This window comes from Geobacillus sp. Manikaran-105 (assembly GCF_002809955.1).
In the GTDB taxonomy this organism is placed as follows: domain Bacteria; phylum Bacillota; class Bacilli; order Bacillales; family Anoxybacillaceae; genus Geobacillus; species Geobacillus thermophilus.
This window is the reverse complement of sequence record NZ_PIJG01000059.1, coordinates 1-15,710: the sequence shown is the minus strand read 5'-3', so window position 1 is coordinate 15,710 and position 15,710 is coordinate 1. Positions and strand designations below refer to the sequence as shown.

13 protein-coding genes and 2 pseudogenes are annotated in these 15,710 nt (G+C 51.4%); 9 read left to right on the top strand and 6 right to left on the bottom strand.

Annotated elements, in window-relative coordinates; translation table 11 throughout:
- The coding region (locus CV945_RS14690) for a M56 family metallopeptidase (RefSeq protein WP_369827748.1) at positions 1-1,842 on the top strand (1,842 nt) is incomplete at its 5' end.
- 432 nt (positions 1,843-2,274) lie between these two features.
- On the opposite strand, the gene CV945_RS14685 is transcribed toward CV945_RS14690, so the two are convergent.
- From CV945_RS14685 to CV945_RS14675, 3 genes and pseudogenes are all read right to left on the bottom strand, one after another.
- The gene (locus tag CV945_RS14685; RefSeq protein ID WP_100660052.1) at positions 2,275-3,480 is read right to left on the bottom strand and encodes a S1C family serine protease; all 1,206 of its coding nucleotides are present in this window, start codon (positions 3,478-3,480) and stop codon (positions 2,275-2,277) included.
- Complete coding sequence (locus CV945_RS14680) at positions 3,461-3,646, bottom strand: hypothetical protein (protein WP_075261516.1); 186 nt, start codon at positions 3,644-3,646, stop codon at positions 3,461-3,463. Before CV945_RS14680 ends, CV945_RS14685 begins: the two co-directional genes overlap by 20 nt.
- Positions 3,647-3,669: 23 nt before the next feature.
- A pseudogene (locus tag CV945_RS14675) lies at positions 3,670-4,107 on the bottom strand (PepSY-associated TM helix domain-containing protein); the annotation flags it as partial.
- A 167-nt stretch (positions 4,108-4,274) separates the two neighbouring features.
- On the opposite strand from CV945_RS14675, the gene CV945_RS14670 reads away from it, so the two are divergent.
- The 4 genes from CV945_RS14670 to CV945_RS14655 all read left to right on the top strand — a co-directional run bounded on the left by CV945_RS14670 (position 4,275) and on the right by CV945_RS14655 (position 9,425).
- Positions 4,275-4,937 carry a response regulator transcription factor gene (locus CV945_RS14670; RefSeq protein WP_100660053.1) on the top strand — a complete coding sequence of 221 codons (663 nt, stop codon included), beginning with the start codon at positions 4,275-4,277 and terminating at the stop codon, positions 4,935-4,937.
- Positions 4,927-6,300, top strand: coding sequence for a sensor histidine kinase (locus tag CV945_RS14665; RefSeq protein ID WP_100660051.1), 1,374 nt, complete (start codon positions 4,927-4,929; stop codon positions 6,298-6,300). The genes CV945_RS14670 and CV945_RS14665 overlap by 11 nt, the downstream gene beginning before the upstream one ends.
- 170 nt (positions 6,301-6,470) lie before the next feature.
- Positions 6,471-7,040: a TetR/AcrR family transcriptional regulator gene (locus tag CV945_RS14660; protein ID WP_033005204.1), complete on the top strand. Its 570-nt coding sequence runs from the start codon at positions 6,471-6,473 to the stop codon at positions 7,038-7,040.
- A 75-nt stretch (positions 7,041-7,115) separates the two neighbouring features.
- Complete coding sequence (locus CV945_RS14655; protein WP_100660050.1) at positions 7,116-9,425, top strand: YhgE/Pip domain-containing protein; 2,310 nt, start codon at positions 7,116-7,118, stop codon at positions 9,423-9,425.
- A gap of 198 nt (positions 9,426-9,623) precedes the next feature.
- On the opposite strand, the gene CV945_RS14650 is transcribed toward CV945_RS14655, so the two are convergent.
- A complete protein-coding gene (locus CV945_RS14650) occupies positions 9,624-9,971 on the bottom strand; it encodes a hypothetical protein (protein ID WP_033024617.1) in 348 nt (115 codons plus the stop codon).
- Between the two features lie 180 nt (positions 9,972-10,151).
- Between CV945_RS14650 and CV945_RS14645 the strand changes: the two genes are divergently transcribed.
- The 3 genes from CV945_RS14645 (at position 10,152) to CV945_RS14635 (ending at position 12,720) form a co-directional block, all read left to right on the top strand.
- The gene (locus CV945_RS14645; protein WP_100660049.1) at positions 10,152-10,676 is read left to right on the top strand and encodes a hypothetical protein; all 525 of its coding nucleotides are present in this window, start codon (positions 10,152-10,154) and stop codon (positions 10,674-10,676) included.
- A complete protein-coding gene (locus CV945_RS14640) occupies positions 10,636-11,289 on the top strand; it encodes a PspA/IM30 family protein (protein WP_100660048.1) in 654 nt (217 codons plus the stop codon). The genes CV945_RS14645 and CV945_RS14640 overlap by 41 nt, the downstream gene beginning before the upstream one ends.
- A 198-nt stretch (positions 11,290-11,487) precedes the next feature.
- Positions 11,488-12,720, top strand: coding sequence for an MFS transporter (locus CV945_RS14635; protein WP_100660047.1), 1,233 nt, complete (start codon positions 11,488-11,490; stop codon positions 12,718-12,720).
- Between the two features lie 60 nt (positions 12,721-12,780).
- Here the strand turns inward: CV945_RS14635 and CV945_RS14630 are convergent, their stop codons facing one another.
- A complete protein-coding gene (locus tag CV945_RS14630) occupies positions 12,781-13,827 on the bottom strand; it encodes a DmpA family aminopeptidase (protein ID WP_100660046.1) in 1,047 nt (348 codons plus the stop codon).
- Positions 13,828-14,522: 695 nt separating this feature from the next.
- Positions 14,523-15,269, bottom strand: a complete 747-nt coding sequence (cas6, locus tag CV945_RS14625) for a CRISPR-associated endoribonuclease Cas6 (protein WP_100660045.1) — start codon at positions 15,267-15,269, stop codon at positions 14,523-14,525.
- A 48-nt stretch (positions 15,270-15,317) separates the two neighbouring features.
- Here cas6 and CV945_RS14620 point away from each other — a divergent pair.
- Positions 15,318-15,710: pseudogene (locus tag CV945_RS14620) on the top strand (IS982 family transposase); the annotation flags it as partial.

The following is a 15,710-nucleotide window of genomic DNA, read 5'->3' as shown; positions in this document are numbered from 1 at the left end:
GATGGCCGAAAACAACGGGGGTGGCAAGCTTTTTTTCTTCCAACCGTTGAAACTCAAGGGAAAACCGTGAGTGTGGAGGATAAACTTTTGACAATACCTTCAACTAGACAGGGGGAGCAACAGATGCCAGATGTGACTATATCGATTTGGACTGCTGCAGTCGGCTTTTTTCTCGGTTTCTTGGCATACTTTTTTAAAAAATGGTGTCCTTCTTTATATGTACATATCCTCACTGCGATACTCGGAATCGGATGGATCGTCTATGTGTTCTTAGATCAAGGGTTTATAAAAACGGTGCCCATTTTTTTTATATTTGGATTTAGCTTTTTTAGCTCTCCGGTACCGGAAAGAAGCAAAACCCAATTGAAAGAGATCATCGATCAACTAAAAGAACAAGGTGCGAGAGAAATAGTCTTGTCTAAAAATAAAGAGCGCCTATTAGCGGATTTGTTATTTTCCGGATTTTTCATCGTCATTGCTGTTCTTTATTTCCTTTTCGGGCCGAATTCCGCGATTACGTTCATCCTTTTATATAGCTTCATCTCTCTTTTTGTTGGGCTGACAAAAAGAGTGGGACTGCTTCGCTCTCTCCGCCTTTTTTACGCAGAACACGAAGAAGCATTATATGCTGTATCTTTGTTTGAAACCAAAAAATATCCATTGAAGGAACTTTCAGAAGTAAGCGTTCAGACAAGGCCGGATGTGTTGCAACTATTCCAGCTTTTTTCTTTGTTCTCTCCTAATATGGACTATACGACCAGCATGGGGAAAACGTGGAAGTTATCTTTTTCCGGTGAAAAAGTTTATCTCACCCCTGATCCATTAGAATCGATGGATTTTCTCCTTAAAGGAGAAATACATAAAATGGAAGAGTTCGAAGTAAAGCCTTTTTATCATCCGAAAAATTGGAAACGACTTTTAGGAAAATGGTATTTTGCAGCAACGGTGAAAGGGGTGGGAGCTTATGCAGCCCTTCTCACACTGTTTACTTTGCTGGGGATCGGGCCGATCGCAACAACCGCTGTTATTATACTATTTTGGATATTCAATCTATGGATTTCGGATCGCGTATTGAAAATCGCTTTAGATATGAGGAAAATAGACGATCCCGATTTGCTGCCCATCATCGAGAAAGTCTTTTCACGTGCCGGCCTTTCTCATGTTGATATTTATGTTACGGAATCGGCCGAATATAACGGTTTTGCGATAGGTGCGAATATTGGTCGATCATTGGTAGCGTTAACTTCAGAAACGATGAAACTTCCCCATGAAGCCATTGAAGGCATTTTGGCTCATGAGGCGATTCATGTGAAAAAGCGAGATGTCTTGATAGGACAGTTATTGCGATTTGCGTTGATCGGGTTAGTTTTTGCTGGTGTTTTCCTTATCCATGAAGCCTTTCCAAATTGGCTAGAACATAATCAAATCTTTGTTTTTCTCGGCCTATGGCTCTTGATTTTTCTGCTTCCTGCTTTCCAATCTCTATTCACACAGTGGATGGAAGTCCGGGCAGATCATTTAGGAGCAACGCTGTTGGACGGTGGGAATGCTCAAATGGCTAACAGTTTGACGATCCTGTGTGAATATCAAGATCGAGCATTGGAAAAGTCTGTAGGATACCACATTGATTTTAAAAACGAGCAAGAAGCAAATAAAAAGGACAAAAAAATCTCTTCCTTAGAAAGAGATTCTTGGTTTTTTAGATTTTTGGAATTCCAGTTTATGCCCCATCCGCCCATGTATTGGCGTGTTCATGCGCTTCAAACAACAGAAACCGAATGGAGCATCAGGAAAATCAAATTATGGTGGTGCAGCCGCTTCCGAGAGTCGTTGCCCAATTGAAACCGTAGGTGAGCAAACTTACTCATCTCCATGGACAACTGAGATCCCTTCGTGAGACTTCGCTGTTGTACATATGAGGCACGAACGTCCTTGTGGCTCGTAGTAGGCACGCCTATTCTAGCCAAGGAATTCGGTCCTTGTGACAACAGCAAACGAAGCCCTTCCTCCAACATCATTCCGAGCGAAGTGATGATTCGGATCATGGGGCCCCCTGTATTGCGGGCGCACCCACTCTCGGACATGCAACGGCTGCACGTCGTCCTGCCAGCTCTCGCAATATGAGCAGACTCGATACAAAAAGTGCTGACGACACGGAATCAACGTACAGCCGTCTCATTTCGCTTTATACTCCAGCATCATGAGCAAGCGCCGCACACGAAAATGAACATCGCCTCTTTCCAGCCGCTTCGGCTGAAAAGAGGCGATGTCTTCTTACGACTGGCTGCTGTCTCTCGCTTTTAAGGTGACCGATACAGTCGTCTCAAACCCGTCGCGATAGATCGTCAGTTTGATGCGATCACCGACCGCTGTTTTCGTATACAAATAGTTGCGCAACGCGCTGACGCTGTCGATTTTCTCCCCGTTGATCGCCGTGATGACGTCTTTCGATTTCAATCCGGCCTCGGCGGCTGGGGAGAACGGTTCGACGGACGTGACGGCCGCCCCGCTTGTGATGTTCGACGGCAATTTCAATTCATTCGTGCGGACATCATCGGACAAATCCGCCACATCGACAAGCTGGACGCCAAGGTACGGGCGTTTGATTTTCCCATCTTTCATCAGCTGCTCGACGATCGGTTTGACGTTTTCGCTCGGGATGGCAAAGCCGAGCCCTTCGACGCCCGTTTCCGCGATTTTCATGCTGTTGATGCCGATCACTTGCCCCGCGCTGTTGATGAGCGCCCCACCGCTGTTGCCCGGGTTGATCGCGGCGTCCGTTTGGATGACGTCGATTTCCCAATCCCCCGCTGACGTTGAGACGGGCATCGTCCGTTTGCCGCTGACGATCCCTTCCGTCACCGTCCGCGACAAATCAAGGCCGAGCGGGTTGCCGATCGCCGCGACAGGCTCGCCGATTTTCACCTTCGACGAGTCGCCGAAGCTCGCCACTTTCGTCGCCCCTTCAGCAGGGATTTTCAAGACGGCGAGGTCGGTGAGTGCATCCGCGCCGACGATCTCGGCTTTCACTTTTTTCCCGTTCGCGAGCGCCACTTCGACTTTGTTCGCCCCTTCAATGACATGGTTGTTCGTCACAATGTAGGCCGCATCGCCGTCTTTTTTAAAGATGACGCCCGACCCCGTTCCCGCTTCGGTATCTTGCGCTTGATCAGAGAAAAAGTCGACTTGCTTTTGAATGTTGACGACGCCGACGACCGCATCGGCCACTTTATTAATGGCAGCGATCATGTTCGTGTTGACGTTCGCCGTCGGCTGCAGCGGCAGCGCCTCGCTTTTTGCGGTCGTTTCCGCTGTTTCCGTTTGGGAATTCGTTTCTTCATGCATCCATTTCGGCGCCACATACCACGTCGCCGCGCTCCCAATCACCGCCCCTGCGATGGAAGCGGCGAGCCACGATACGAAGCGGCCGCGGCGTTTCGGTTCTGGCGTTGGGGTTGGTTCAAATGGCATCATGTCCATGGGTCATCTCCTCCTTCATGATCCATGATGGAATATGCAGCATCTTCGAGCGAATGGCCGCCAAGCAGTGAAATGGCGGGCGACATACGACGATGCCACCGACATCGATCGGCCTTGCATAAAGAGAAGACCAGCGTCGCTGTTTCTTTCGGTTGTTCTGATGCATCGTTTCATCCCTCCCTGCATCCGTTATGTCGTCTCCGGCGCTGGCGTCATCCGCTTCTGCTTCCGCCTCCGTCCCGCCGCGAGCGTGCGGATCGACAGGAAAATCCCCGTCGCGGTCAAAATGATCATCGCCACCGCCGCGACATCAACCGCCCAGCGGATGTCAAGCGAACCGATTCTCCCTTCGTGCAGCTGGCGGACGAACATCATGAGCGACGATCCGCCTCCCTCGGCGCGCGGTGCCATCGGGGCCGTAGATGCCCCCGCTCCCGACGTCTGCCCCGCCCCGAACGCGTTCATTCTTTCCTGCGCGGCGCGGTGCATCTCGCCGCGCTCCGCCTGGCCGATCAGCCACGGCTCGGATAGAAGGAGCCCCGTCACCGCCTCAACAAGCAAAAAGATCGAACTGATCAGCCCAATCCAAAGATGCAAATTCCTCATTTTCCTCATCGCCGTTTGCCTCCTTTTCCTCTTCGTCCATCATGATAGCCAAGGAAGGTGAAAAAATGGTGAAAATTCTTTTTGAGAGAACAGCCTTCTGCGCGGCGAATGGGCTGCGTTTTCACCGTTTTTTCACGAACGATTTGATATGATTAAGAAGGAAGAGAGACAGAACGGGAGGAATGGCGATGAAAATTTTGCTGGCCGAGGACGATCTTCACCTAGGGGAGCTGATCGTTCACTTATTGAAAAAGAAAGGCATCGACCATATCGATTGGGTGCAGGAAGGGGAAGATGCGTACGATTACGCCATGGCGGAGTTTTACGATGTCGTCGTGCTCGATTGGATGCTTCCAAACGGCGATGGGGTGGACATTTGTCGACGGTTGAGGCAAAACGGCTACACAGGCGCGATTTTGATGCTGACGGCGAAAGACGCCGTCCACGACCGCGTCACCGGGCTTGAGGCGGGAGCGGACGATTACTTGGTCAAACCGTTTGAAATCGACGAGCTCGTCGCGCGGCTCAAGGCGCTCGCCCGGCGGACGTTCGTCCCGCTTCAAGAGGAAAAAGTGGCGTTTCACAGCTTCACCTTAAACCGGACAAGCCATACTCTCCATCGCGGCGATGAAGAGATTTTCCTCACTCCACGCGAGTTTCAGCTTCTCGATTTGCTCGTGCAAAACCAAGGGCAAGTCGTGCCGCGCGAAACGATATTGGACCGCGTTTGGGGGTGGGATGCCGATGTGTCAATGAAAACGATCGACGCGACAATCAAGCTATTGCGCAAAAAGTTGAAAGACGATGTCATCCAAACCGTTCGAGGAGTGGGGTATAAAATTGAAAAATAACTGGAGGGAATGGCGCGACTGGCTGCGCCGCCTAGGAAGCGCCGACTTGTTCCGCCGCGCCCATTGGCGGCTGACGGCGCTCTACAGCGGCATTTTCACGTTGTTTCTCGCCTTGTTTGTCATGATCGCCGCGGCCTTGTTTTACTGGATCGCTACCTCTGATCAAGAGCGGCGCATCAGCCGCCTCGCCGAGCAAGAGGCGAATACGATCGAACAAGTGCTGCTCAAGCAAAGCAATTTCGACTTGTTTGATGATGAAAATGTCATTTTGTTAAGCGAAGACCAACTCTTTTTTTACGTCATCGGCCCGGACGGGGGCCTGCTCGCCGGGGATGAAGTCCACCCGCGCCTGCGTCCGTATTTTTTAAACGCCTTGTCCCATCTCAAGGCAAATGAGCGCGCTCCCGTCTACATGAGCGTCTCTTTGCCGGAACATATGCCCGGCCTCGCGCGCGAAGCGGCCCGCGACTGGCGCGTGCTCGCTGCCGCCCGTCCGCTCGTCATCCACGGCGATTTCGTGGGCATGCTGTATATCGGCATGGACGTCACGTCGTTTTTCGGCGTGTTCCATTGGCTGCTCATTGTGCTCATCGGCTTATCGGTGCTGTTTCTTGCCGTCGGCGTGGCGCTCAGCTTCTTTATGTCCAAGCGCGCGCTCGCACCGATTGAAGAAGCGTACGAGCGGCAGCGCCAGTTCGTCGCCGACGCCTCTCATGAGCTGCGGACGCCGCTCAGCGTCGTCTTCTCGTCCGTCGAGGCGCTTTCGCTTGAGGAGGATGTGATGAAAAACGACTTTGCCCGCCGCCTGCTCGACCGCCTGCGTGACGAATTGAAGCGAATCACGAAACTGATGAACGACTTGTTGACGCTCGCCCGCGCGGATGCGAAACACGCCGCGCTGGAGCTTTCAAAACAAACGTTCGATTTCCGCCCGCACGCCGAGCGCACGTTCCAGCTCATGTCGGAACTGGCGGCGAAAAAACAGATTACGATGCATTTTCACGCTCCCGAGCAAGCGCTCGTCACCGCTGACCCGGACAAATTGACGCAGCTGTTGTACATTTTGCTCGACAACGCGATCAAATACACCCCCGAAGGCGGCGAGGTGACGCTGTCGATCCGCACCGAGCCAAAGCACGTGTTCCTTTCCGTCAAAGACACCGGCATCGGCATCCCGCCGGAAGACATCGGCCGCATTTTCGACCGCTTTTACCGCGTCGACAAAGCGCGCTCGCGCCAACAAGGCGGCCACGGCCTCGGGCTGTCGATCGCCAAATGGATCGTCGACGCCCACGGCGGCGCGATCCACGTCCATAGTCAAATCGGGGAAGGAACCGAATTTCTTGTTCGTCTTCCTTGCTAAATCCGGGGGACAAAACAGCAAGGCCAAGGCTTCCTTCCCCCAACAGAACGCGCCGTCGAGTGAGAAAAACGAAACATAAATATTGCTGTTGCGAATCGAACGTATTCATGTTATGATTTAAAACGTGATGACCAAATCGTCCATTTAGTCAAAACAAAGGATGAATGCCCATGTCGGATAAAAAACAACAAATTATTGATGCCGCCACTCAATCATTTTCGCTGTTCGGCTACAAAGCAACGACAATGGATCAAGTAGCGAAGATGGCTAATGTCGGCAAAGGAACGATTTATACATTTTTCAAAAGCAAAGAAGAGTTGCTTGACCATATCGTTTCCTCTGTTATATCCGAAATTAAGCATGAAGCAGATGCGGCTATGGATGATCGTTTGCCGTTCAGCGAAAACGTCCAACGCGCCTTGCAACGTATTTTTACGTTCCGCCAGGAACATGAATTAACCATCAAACTTTTGCAGGAAGTTCGCGATATTGGCACCGCAGCTGTACGAGAGGTGATGAAACGCCTTGATCGCGAAATGATTGCCTATATTCGCGAAAAAATTGAAGAAGCGATGGCAAAAGGAGAAATTCGCCCTTGCGATCCTGAGTTGACGGCATTTTTCATGTTTAAAATGTACATCGCACTAAGCATTGAATGGGAAAAAGAGCACGAACCATTGTCTCAACAAACCATTGCCGAACTGTTTGATCTGTATTTGCTGAAAGGATTGTCTCCATGATAATCCTTCACTTTTTGGGCTAAAAATGACTAAATGGACAAATCAGTCATAATTATAAACAAAGGAGGTTCGGGCATGCACGCATTTCAATTATGGTTGAAAGAATGGAAGGCCATTCTGACCAACCGCAAAGTACTGATTCCTGTCATAGCTGTATTATTCATCCCTCTTCTATACAGCGGCATGTTTCTATGGGCATTTTGGGATCCATACAATCATTTGGATGAACTTCCCGTCGCTGTAGTCAACCAAGACAAAGGGGCAATGCTCGACGGAAAGGAGATTCATCTTGGAAAAGATCTCGTCGAGAAGTTAAAAGAGAACAAACAGTTTGACTGGCATTTTGTAACCGAACATGAAGGGGAAAAAGGGTTAAAAGAACAAAAATATTATATGCTCATTCAAATCCCTGACGATTTTTCCCGGAATGCGACAACGCTGCAAGACGATCATCCGAAAAAACTGGAGCTCATTTACAAACCGAATGAGGGATTTAACTTTCTATCGGCACAAATCGGTCAAACTGCAGTTGAAAAAATAAAAAACGAAGTAGCGAACGCCATAACAGAAACATATGCCGAAAGCATGTTTGATACGATTCAAACCGTCGCTGACGGATTGACAAAAGCGAGCGACGGAGCCGCACGACTGCATGACGGACTCAGCCAAGCACAAAACGGAACAAACCGACTGTATGATGGCATGAAAAAAGCACAAGACGGAAGTGAAACGTTATATCACCATTTAGCGACACTCGCGGAAAAATCCGTGAGCTTTACTGACGGACTGCACCAAGCTGCCAGTGGCTCATTGCAAGTTCAAACCGGAATCGAAACGCTTTACAACGGGATGAAACAAATGACCACTGGGCAAGAGAAACTCCTCTCCGGAGCCAAGCAGGCTCAACAAGGAACAGCGAATCTTGCTTCAGGGACAAGACGCGTATATGAGGGGATGCAAGCGCTCGACGCCCGCACTCCGCAGCTTTTGCAGGGTTCGGAACAATTAAGCGGGGGAGCCGAAAAGCTAGCATCGTCGCTTGCGCAATGGCAACAAGGGGCGGCTCGGGTTCAAACAGGGGCGACCCAAGTAACAGGCGGGCTTGAACAGTTAGCGGCGCAGCTTGATGCACTCATTGCTCAAACCCCCGATCCGACACAAAAGGCGGTGTATGAGCAGCTAAAGGAAAATGTTGGGGAATTATCATTCGGAAGCAAACAAGTCGAAAACGGCATTGCGCAGTTAAACGATGGAGCCAAAGCATTACAATCAGGAGCAGCGTCGTTAAACAGCGGGGCGAAAAAGCTGCACGAAGGGCATATCGCTCTCGATCGCGGAATCGACAAACTGCTTGCCGGTCAACAACAACTTGTCAATGGCGCAGACGCACTGGCGAATGGTCAAGAACAACTCGTCAGCGGCATGAAAACAATGTATGACAAAATGCAAGAAGCTGCACAAGGAGCAAGCCAGCTTGCCCATGGCAGTGGAACACTTTCTTCAGGCCTGCAAACATTGGCTCAAGGAGCAGATCAGCTTCAAGATGGCACGCGTCGGTTGGCAAACGGTTCACAACAAGTAGCGGCTGGAACGAAGGAATTAACGAACGGGACAAAACATTTGCAAGATGGTGTCAACCAACTGACAGACGGCTCAAAAGAATTGGCGAATAAGTTGAAAGAAGGAGCCGAACAAGCAAGCGATGTCAAGGCCAATGAGGCTGTCTACGACATGTTTGCCCAACCAGTGAATCTCCACAAGGAAGAAATCAATAAAGTGCCGAACTACGGAACAGGGTTTACGCCGTACTTCTTGTCACTCGGATTGTTTGTGGGTGCGCTGTTGCTTTCCATCGTCTTTCCGCTTCGCGAACCAGCAGGGGTTCCACGTTCGCCATTGCATTGGTTTTTGGCTAAATTCGGCGTCTTGATCGGCGTTGGGATTTTGCAAGCACTGCTGGCGGATGTCGTGTTGCTGGTTGGACTCGATTTACACGTAAAAAGCGTCCCGCTCTTTATCGTGTTTAGCATTGTCACTAGCATCACATTTTTATCTGTCATTCAATTTCTTGTTACCGTGTTCGGCGATCCAGGAAGATTTATCGCGATTGTCGTGCTGATTTTGCAATTGACAACAAGCGCGGGAACATTCCCGCTCGAACTGATTCCACGCTCGTTGCAACACTTTAACGCATGGCTTCCGATGACGTATTCGGTTTTCGGATTGAAAGCGGTCATCTCAAGCGGTGATTTCTCGTTTATGTGGGAAAACCTCAGCAAGCTGCTGCTATTTGTTGTTGCCATGATGATGGGAACACTCGTTTATTTGACTATCCAACATCGCCGCCAATTTGCCACGGCCGTCGAACAAGCTTCTGAAGCGTAATTGCTTCAGAAGCTTGTTTTTTTCTATCGACCCTTGCCATCGTTATCATTCTTTCATGATTTCTCTCTGATGCAAGGGACAATGATGGAGAACAGTTTTTCATGTTCTTCCTCACATTTCAACTAATGATTCTTGAACGGTGAGACAGGCGTTATGAGCCGCTTCAGCGTTTTTTCGCAAACGGAACGTCGCCCTGCTTCAGGCGATGCAACAGGTGGAGGGCGTGGAGAATGCCAAATATATCAACGCATTCACAACCGCGTTGATATACTGCATAACCAAGTCTCCGACATCGCGGATTTCGATCGGAAACAGGCGGATGATGAGGACAGACACCGCGATGATGAGGAACGAACCGATCAGAGTACCGCCGAACCGCGCCTGCGGATGCCATCGAATTCTCGCCAGGCCGACGATCAACGAACCGATGGCAAACCCCAAAAACGAGCCGTACGCATAATATCCAACATAAAACGTCGGAAACAAAAAGGAAAACCACAACACCAACAAAGCGCCGCCCACATCAACCCCATACGACCGAACCACGTCTTTCCTTCCTCCCCCGTCATGTCATGCGAACATCACCGTTCATCTCGCAGCTCCCCACCTAATGGATGATATGCTCAAAACCCCTTCAAAAAACATTCGCTTTTCACCTAATTTTCTCCTTCCCCTTCTACAATACAAACCGTAAGCCAGTCCACCACACAAAAGGAGGTGACGAGATTGAAGAAAGCTCGGGCAGTTTTTCTGCTCGCCCTTGTTGCCCTTGCAGGGGTCAGCCTGTTTCACATTCTCGCTCCGCATGAAGTGATGGCGCACGGGCGGCCGGGCGCTCCGTTTGACGGCATGCCGGGCGGATTCAGTCATCCCCATCGGGAGTTCATCATGGAGCAGCGTGGAGGCTGGATGATGCCGATGTTGTTCCTAAAGTGGCTCATCCCTCTTTTGCTTGCCGCCGCCGGGGCCGTATGGCTCACTGCGGCGCGGTCGAAGCGCTGGATCGGCTGGGTGCTCGTCGCGCTCGGAATTGCGGCGTTGCTGCCGAAATGGATGTTGCTTTTGCTTGCACTGGCCGCGGTGTACGCCTTGGGACGTCGCCAAGCGCGCAAACCATCTGCTGTTGAGGTGTTGATGCCAGCGGCGCCATCCGTTTCCGCCGATTGGCTTGATGAATGGGAAAAAACGATTCAAAAGGAGGCACAAACAAATGGGCATTTTTCGCCGAATGAAGACGATCGTTCTCGCTGAAGTGAACGAACAAATCGACCGCTGGGAAGACCCTGTCGCCATGACGAAACAATATTTGCGCGAACTTGAAAAGCAGCTCGAACGAGGGCGCCAAGCGCTCGCCCAGCAATGGGTCGCCGAGCGGCGCTATGAGACGCTCATCGCCCAAGCGGAGGCGACGATTGAAAAACGGAGCCGCCAAGCGAAACTGGCGCTCGAACGCAACGAAGAAGCCGTCGCCAAACTCGCCTTGCGCGACAAGCTGTTGTATGAGAAAAAACTGGAGGCGTACAAACAACAATACGACGCCATCAAAGCGAAAACAGCCGAAGTCGCCAACCGTCTAAACCAACTGCGCGAGCGGTACGACGAGCTCGCAGCTAAGCAGCTGGAGCTCGCTACCCGCGTTAACGCCGCGCAAGCGTTGAAGCAAATCGACTCGGCGCTCGCCTCCTTTTCCGCCGACGAGGCGCTGCGCGGATTCGCCCGCATGGAAGAGCGCGTCATCGCGTTAGAAGCCGAGGCAGCCGCTGCCCGATTCGGAACGAACGCCGTGTTGTCCCCTGTGCCATTTGATGAAGAAGTCGAACGTGAGTTAGCCAAGTGGAAAGAAGCCCAAGCCAATAACGCCTAATCCCCTCCCCCTTTGACATAGATGACCCCCTTGCCGGGCAGGCAAGGGGGATGGTGTTTGTTCAGGGAAATGACACCGCTCCCCACCGTCGCACGGCCTGACTCTCGCTTTCCCCGTTTGGAAGCAAAATCGTTTCCTTTGTTTTTCCATCGTGGTAAAATCATTAGAGAAACGAAATAATACAGGAGATGACCTCCTATGAACTGGAAGCGAAGCGTCCGCGTTCTTTGGCTGTGCAATTTCATGGTGTCGGCGGGAATGACGATGGTCATTCCGTTTTTGTCGCTGCTGTTGTGGGAAATGGGCGTCACCGAGCACCATTCGTTGAGCGTCTGGACCGGCCTTGTCTTTTCGGCGACGTTTTTGTCGGCGGCCATCATGGCGCCGATTTGGGGCATGTTCGCCGACAAGTACGGCCAGCGCGCCAACCTCATCCGCGCGGGGATTGGCATGGGGCTGATCACCAGCTGCATGGCGTTCGCCGCCTCACCGATGGCGCTGCTTGCTCTCCGATTTCTTGTCGGCTTTTTCTCTGGATTTATCACTGTCTCGTTTTCATACTTGGCCCGCGTTGTGCCAAAAGACCATAGCGGCGAGGCGCTCGGGACGCTGCAGACGGGAAGCATCGCCGGCAACATCATCGGGCCGCTCATCGGCGGCGCCTTATCCGATTGGTTCGGCTTCCGCCCGGTGTTTCTCGTGACCGGGTTTTGCATTTTGGCGACATTGCTTCCTGTCGTCTTTTGGCTCGACAAAGACCCCGTCGCGCCGCAGACAAAAGAAAACAAGGCCAGCTTCAAAGAAGTATTCAGACACCGGCCGCTCATCGTCTTATTTATCGCCACGTTTCTCGTGCAAATTGCGGTTCTTGGCGTCAACTCGATGATGACGATTTTTGTCCAGTCGCTCGTCGGCCATTCTCGCAATCTCGCCTTTCTATCCGGCCTCGCCTCCTCGATCACAGGCATCGCGACGATCATCGGCGCACCGTACTTAGGGAAACTCGGCGACCGGATCGGGCAGGAGAAAACATTACCGATACTGCTTGTGCTGTCCGGCTTGTTCGCCTTGCCGCAAGTATGGACGGACCATCTTTATGAATTGTACGTCTGGCGCTTCTTGCAAGGGCTTGTCGTCGGCGGGGTATGGCCTGCCCTTCAAGCGCTGATCAACGCGCAATGCCCGCGCCGCATCCAAGGCCGCGTGTTCGGCGTCACAGCCAGCTCCCGCTTTCTCGGCAACCTCGCTGGTCCGACGGCAGCGGGAGCCATCGCAGGATTCGCATCCATTTCGGCCATTTTCGCCTTGTCAGGGCTACTCCTCATCGCCACAGGGGCTTTGGTCGGATCCACCACCCACGACCGCGCATGGCGTGAAGACATGAAAGAAAAAATCGCCGCCTGGGCGCACCGCCTTCACATCCGCCACTGACAGCGCGGCCAAGATCATAAATAAACGACCTGAGAGGAATCCCTTTCAGGCCGTTTTCGCTCATTCTCCCATCCGTCGAAGCAACGAATACGGAATCGCCTCCCCCACCCGCCCGTTGCGCCCGGTCGTCGTCTCGGCCATCGTAAGCGAATTCCAAATCGCTTCCTCGGTCGCCTCAATCGCCGCCTGGAACAGCTCATTCATGAGCGGCGCGTCATCACGGACGAGCGGAGGGAACGGTTGAAGAGCAGAATCCGAAAAATGGGGAATGGTATAAGCATTGGAAAACGCAATGACAATGTCGCCGCTCCCGTGATGGACGCAGCTTCCCGTCCGCCCGAGCCCCACCGCCGCCCGCTTCGCCAGCCGCTTCAACTGCCGCGCATCAAGCGGCGCATCGGTCGCGACGATCATCATAATCGAACCAGGCGGCACATCCCGTTCATCGAACGACGGCGGCACATACGGCACGAACCGCAACTCCTCACGCCGGCCGAAATTGCTCACGACCAGCGCCCCGACCGTATATCCCCTGCTCACGACCCGCGACGAGCTGCCAACGCCCCCTTTCCAGCCGAAGCACATCATACCCGTCCCCGCGCCGATCGCCCCTTCTTCCATATCGACGCGCGCCGCGGCAATCGCCTCTTTCGCATGCTCCTTCGTCACCGAAAGCGCCCGCGCCGTATTCAAATAGCTGTCATTGCATTCCCCGACGACAATGTTGACCGACCCGGTCGTATCTCCGATTTCCGGCGTCATCGCAAGCATATACTCAAGCGTCCCTTGCCAGACAGCGCCGACACTGAACGTATTGGTCAGCATAATCGGCGACTCGATCAACCCAAGTTCCTCGACCTGCACCAACCCGACCGTTTTCCCAAAACCGTTCAACACAAAACAAGCCGCGGGCACCTTCTCCAAAAACGAGTTGCCCTCATGCGGCAACACCGCCGTCACCCCAGTGCGGATCACTGTCCGCTCATTCATATCTTCCCGAATCGTCACATGACCGACCCGCACCCCAGGCACATCGGTGACTTGATTGCGCTCCCCTGTCGGAAGCGTGCCGATGGAAAAACCGAGATCGCGAAGCTTGCAGCGCATAACCGTTCCCCTTTCTTTCCTTTGCTTGCCACAAAGGCAAAAACAAACGTCCATCCAGAAGCAAGCGAATGTTGCTCCTTCTATCCAAGTATAGCGCATCGAACAAAGCTGCCGCGAGAAAAACAGAACGAAGAAGATGTTTTGCGCGTGGCGAGGATCAAGGAAAGATGGTGGGTCATCACCACATTGCCAGCGAAGACAGCACAAGAGGTGAAAAGATCACCAAATTGCGCGGGTGAAAACGCGATTCAGATATGTGTGGAAGACGGGGAGTTGGATAAGTTTTAATCCCTCATAGGTACGATAAAAACGAATACAAATCAAGAAGAAATCAAGGAGGAGATTGTTATGAGTTTCAATCCCTCATAGGTACGATAAAAACTTAGACAGCGGGAGCGTCACAAGCGGTTATGACAGGTTTCAATCCCTCATAGGTACGATAAAAACAGGTAATCCATAACGCGTGTAACAAATTCGATTTCTTGTTTCAATCCCTCATAGGTACGATAAAAACCCAAAAATGCTTGTCGCATCAAACATTTCGATCTAGTGCTGTTTTCAGAATACCACATTTCAAAAATTCTGTCAATAACCTTCAACCTCGATGGCTGTAAGTCTGAACCACCAAAAACCATTGTCGTCGATCCCCCGGGATTTTTGCACGATTGGAGGTCGACGACAATCCCATGACTCGTTTATCCACTTTTGACGCGAAACATGCCAAATCCTTGTGAATTTCGGCCGCCTAGACCAACATGATATAAAAATGTCAACTGTTCTGGCGAAGAACAGAGGCGGTAATAGCCAAGCCATCCTGTAATATATATATTCTTGAACATCGTCACCACACGATGACGATGATGAACGTGAATCGGCTCGATCAACAGTCTTTCCGTCGGCGGAACACCGTAGTATGCTTCATATTTATGACGGAAATTCAATTCAATCAGGTGGGGGAACACCTCATCATCGGGATCAAAAAATTGCGTTTTCTTTCTTCCATCGAACGTTTCATATGTGCTATATACGGTCAATGGAGAGAGCATGACAATGTTCATTTCGTTTTCGCGTATGTCGATGTTCTCCATTTTGACACTTTTCACTTCGATCAACTGTCCGTAAAGCTCAATCTCTCTCTGCAACAAGAATCGATGCCCAAGTTGTTGAGTCAGTTCTGGGAGAACAGTGTCGATATGCCATTGGAAATCCCCCAAAAAATGAATTGTTTTCCTTTCTCGATTCACTTGATGCGTTCCAAATAAACGGCTAAATGTGAAGAGTTTAAATGACCGTTTCCCGTGACGGAATCCTTTGTCATGCAAAAACGCGGCTAATTGTTCATTCTCTAACGAACGGTACAATAATCCTTGCAACAAATGCTGATAATGCAACGGCAAGGAAACCGTCCCTTGCCGTCCGCTCATGGTCACTGTCAATCTCATGTTTTTTCCTGTCCTTCCTTGTTGAGTGCCGTCCTTTGCCCTTATAAAATAAATTCGTCTCCACTTACTACAGATCGAGCCAAGATTCAAAAGCAATATGCCGCCATTTTCTTTTTTGTCTCTGCCCAACTGTCATCGATTCAGATGTACCTACAGCGCCGCAACCGCCATTTGGTCAAACAGGAAGACGCCGTAGTCATCGCGATTCATCTTTTAGGAAAGTTGCTCGGTTTTCCATCCGAACGGGCGTGGCATCGTTTTGTCACGGGAAATTTGTTTACAAACGGCTCGTTTCTCGAACGTTCCCGGTATAACCGCCGCTGCCGGGCGCTTGGCTTCGCTATCAAATGGATCGCCGTCGTGAGCAAAACGCGGCCAACATCATGCCTATGCCGTCGTGGACAGCTTGCCGCTCCCATTGTGCCATACGGCAAGAATGCA

Excerpts from the sequence above, each read along its gene's own strand:
- CV945_RS14655 (WP_100660050.1), top strand. The coding sequence starts at position 7,116 with ATGCACGCATTTCAATTATGGTTGAAAGAATGGAAGGCCATTCTGACC.
- CV945_RS14660 (WP_033005204.1), top strand. The coding sequence starts at position 6,471 with ATGTCGGATAAAAAACAACAAATTATTGATGCCGCCACTCAATCATTT.
- CV945_RS14670 (WP_100660053.1), top strand. The coding sequence starts at position 4,275 with ATGAAAATTTTGCTGGCCGAGGACGATCTTCACCTAGGGGAGCTGATC.
- CV945_RS14640 (WP_100660048.1), top strand. The coding sequence starts at position 10,636 with ATGGGCATTTTTCGCCGAATGAAGACGATCGTTCTCGCTGAAGTGAAC.
- CV945_RS14685 (WP_100660052.1), bottom strand. The coding sequence starts at position 3,480 with ATGGACATGATGCCATTTGAACCAACCCCAACGCCAGAACCGAAACGC.
- CV945_RS14680 (WP_075261516.1), bottom strand. The coding sequence starts at position 3,646 with ATGCATCAGAACAACCGAAAGAAACAGCGACGCTGGTCTTCTCTTTAT.
- cas6 (WP_100660045.1), bottom strand. The coding sequence starts at position 15,269 with ATGAGATTGACAGTGACCATGAGCGGACGGCAAGGGACGGTTTCCTTG.
- CV945_RS14635 (WP_100660047.1), top strand. The coding sequence starts at position 11,488 with ATGAACTGGAAGCGAAGCGTCCGCGTTCTTTGGCTGTGCAATTTCATG.
- CV945_RS14630 (WP_100660046.1), bottom strand. The coding sequence starts at position 13,827 with ATGCGCTGCAAGCTTCGCGATCTCGGTTTTTCCATCGGCACGCTTCCG.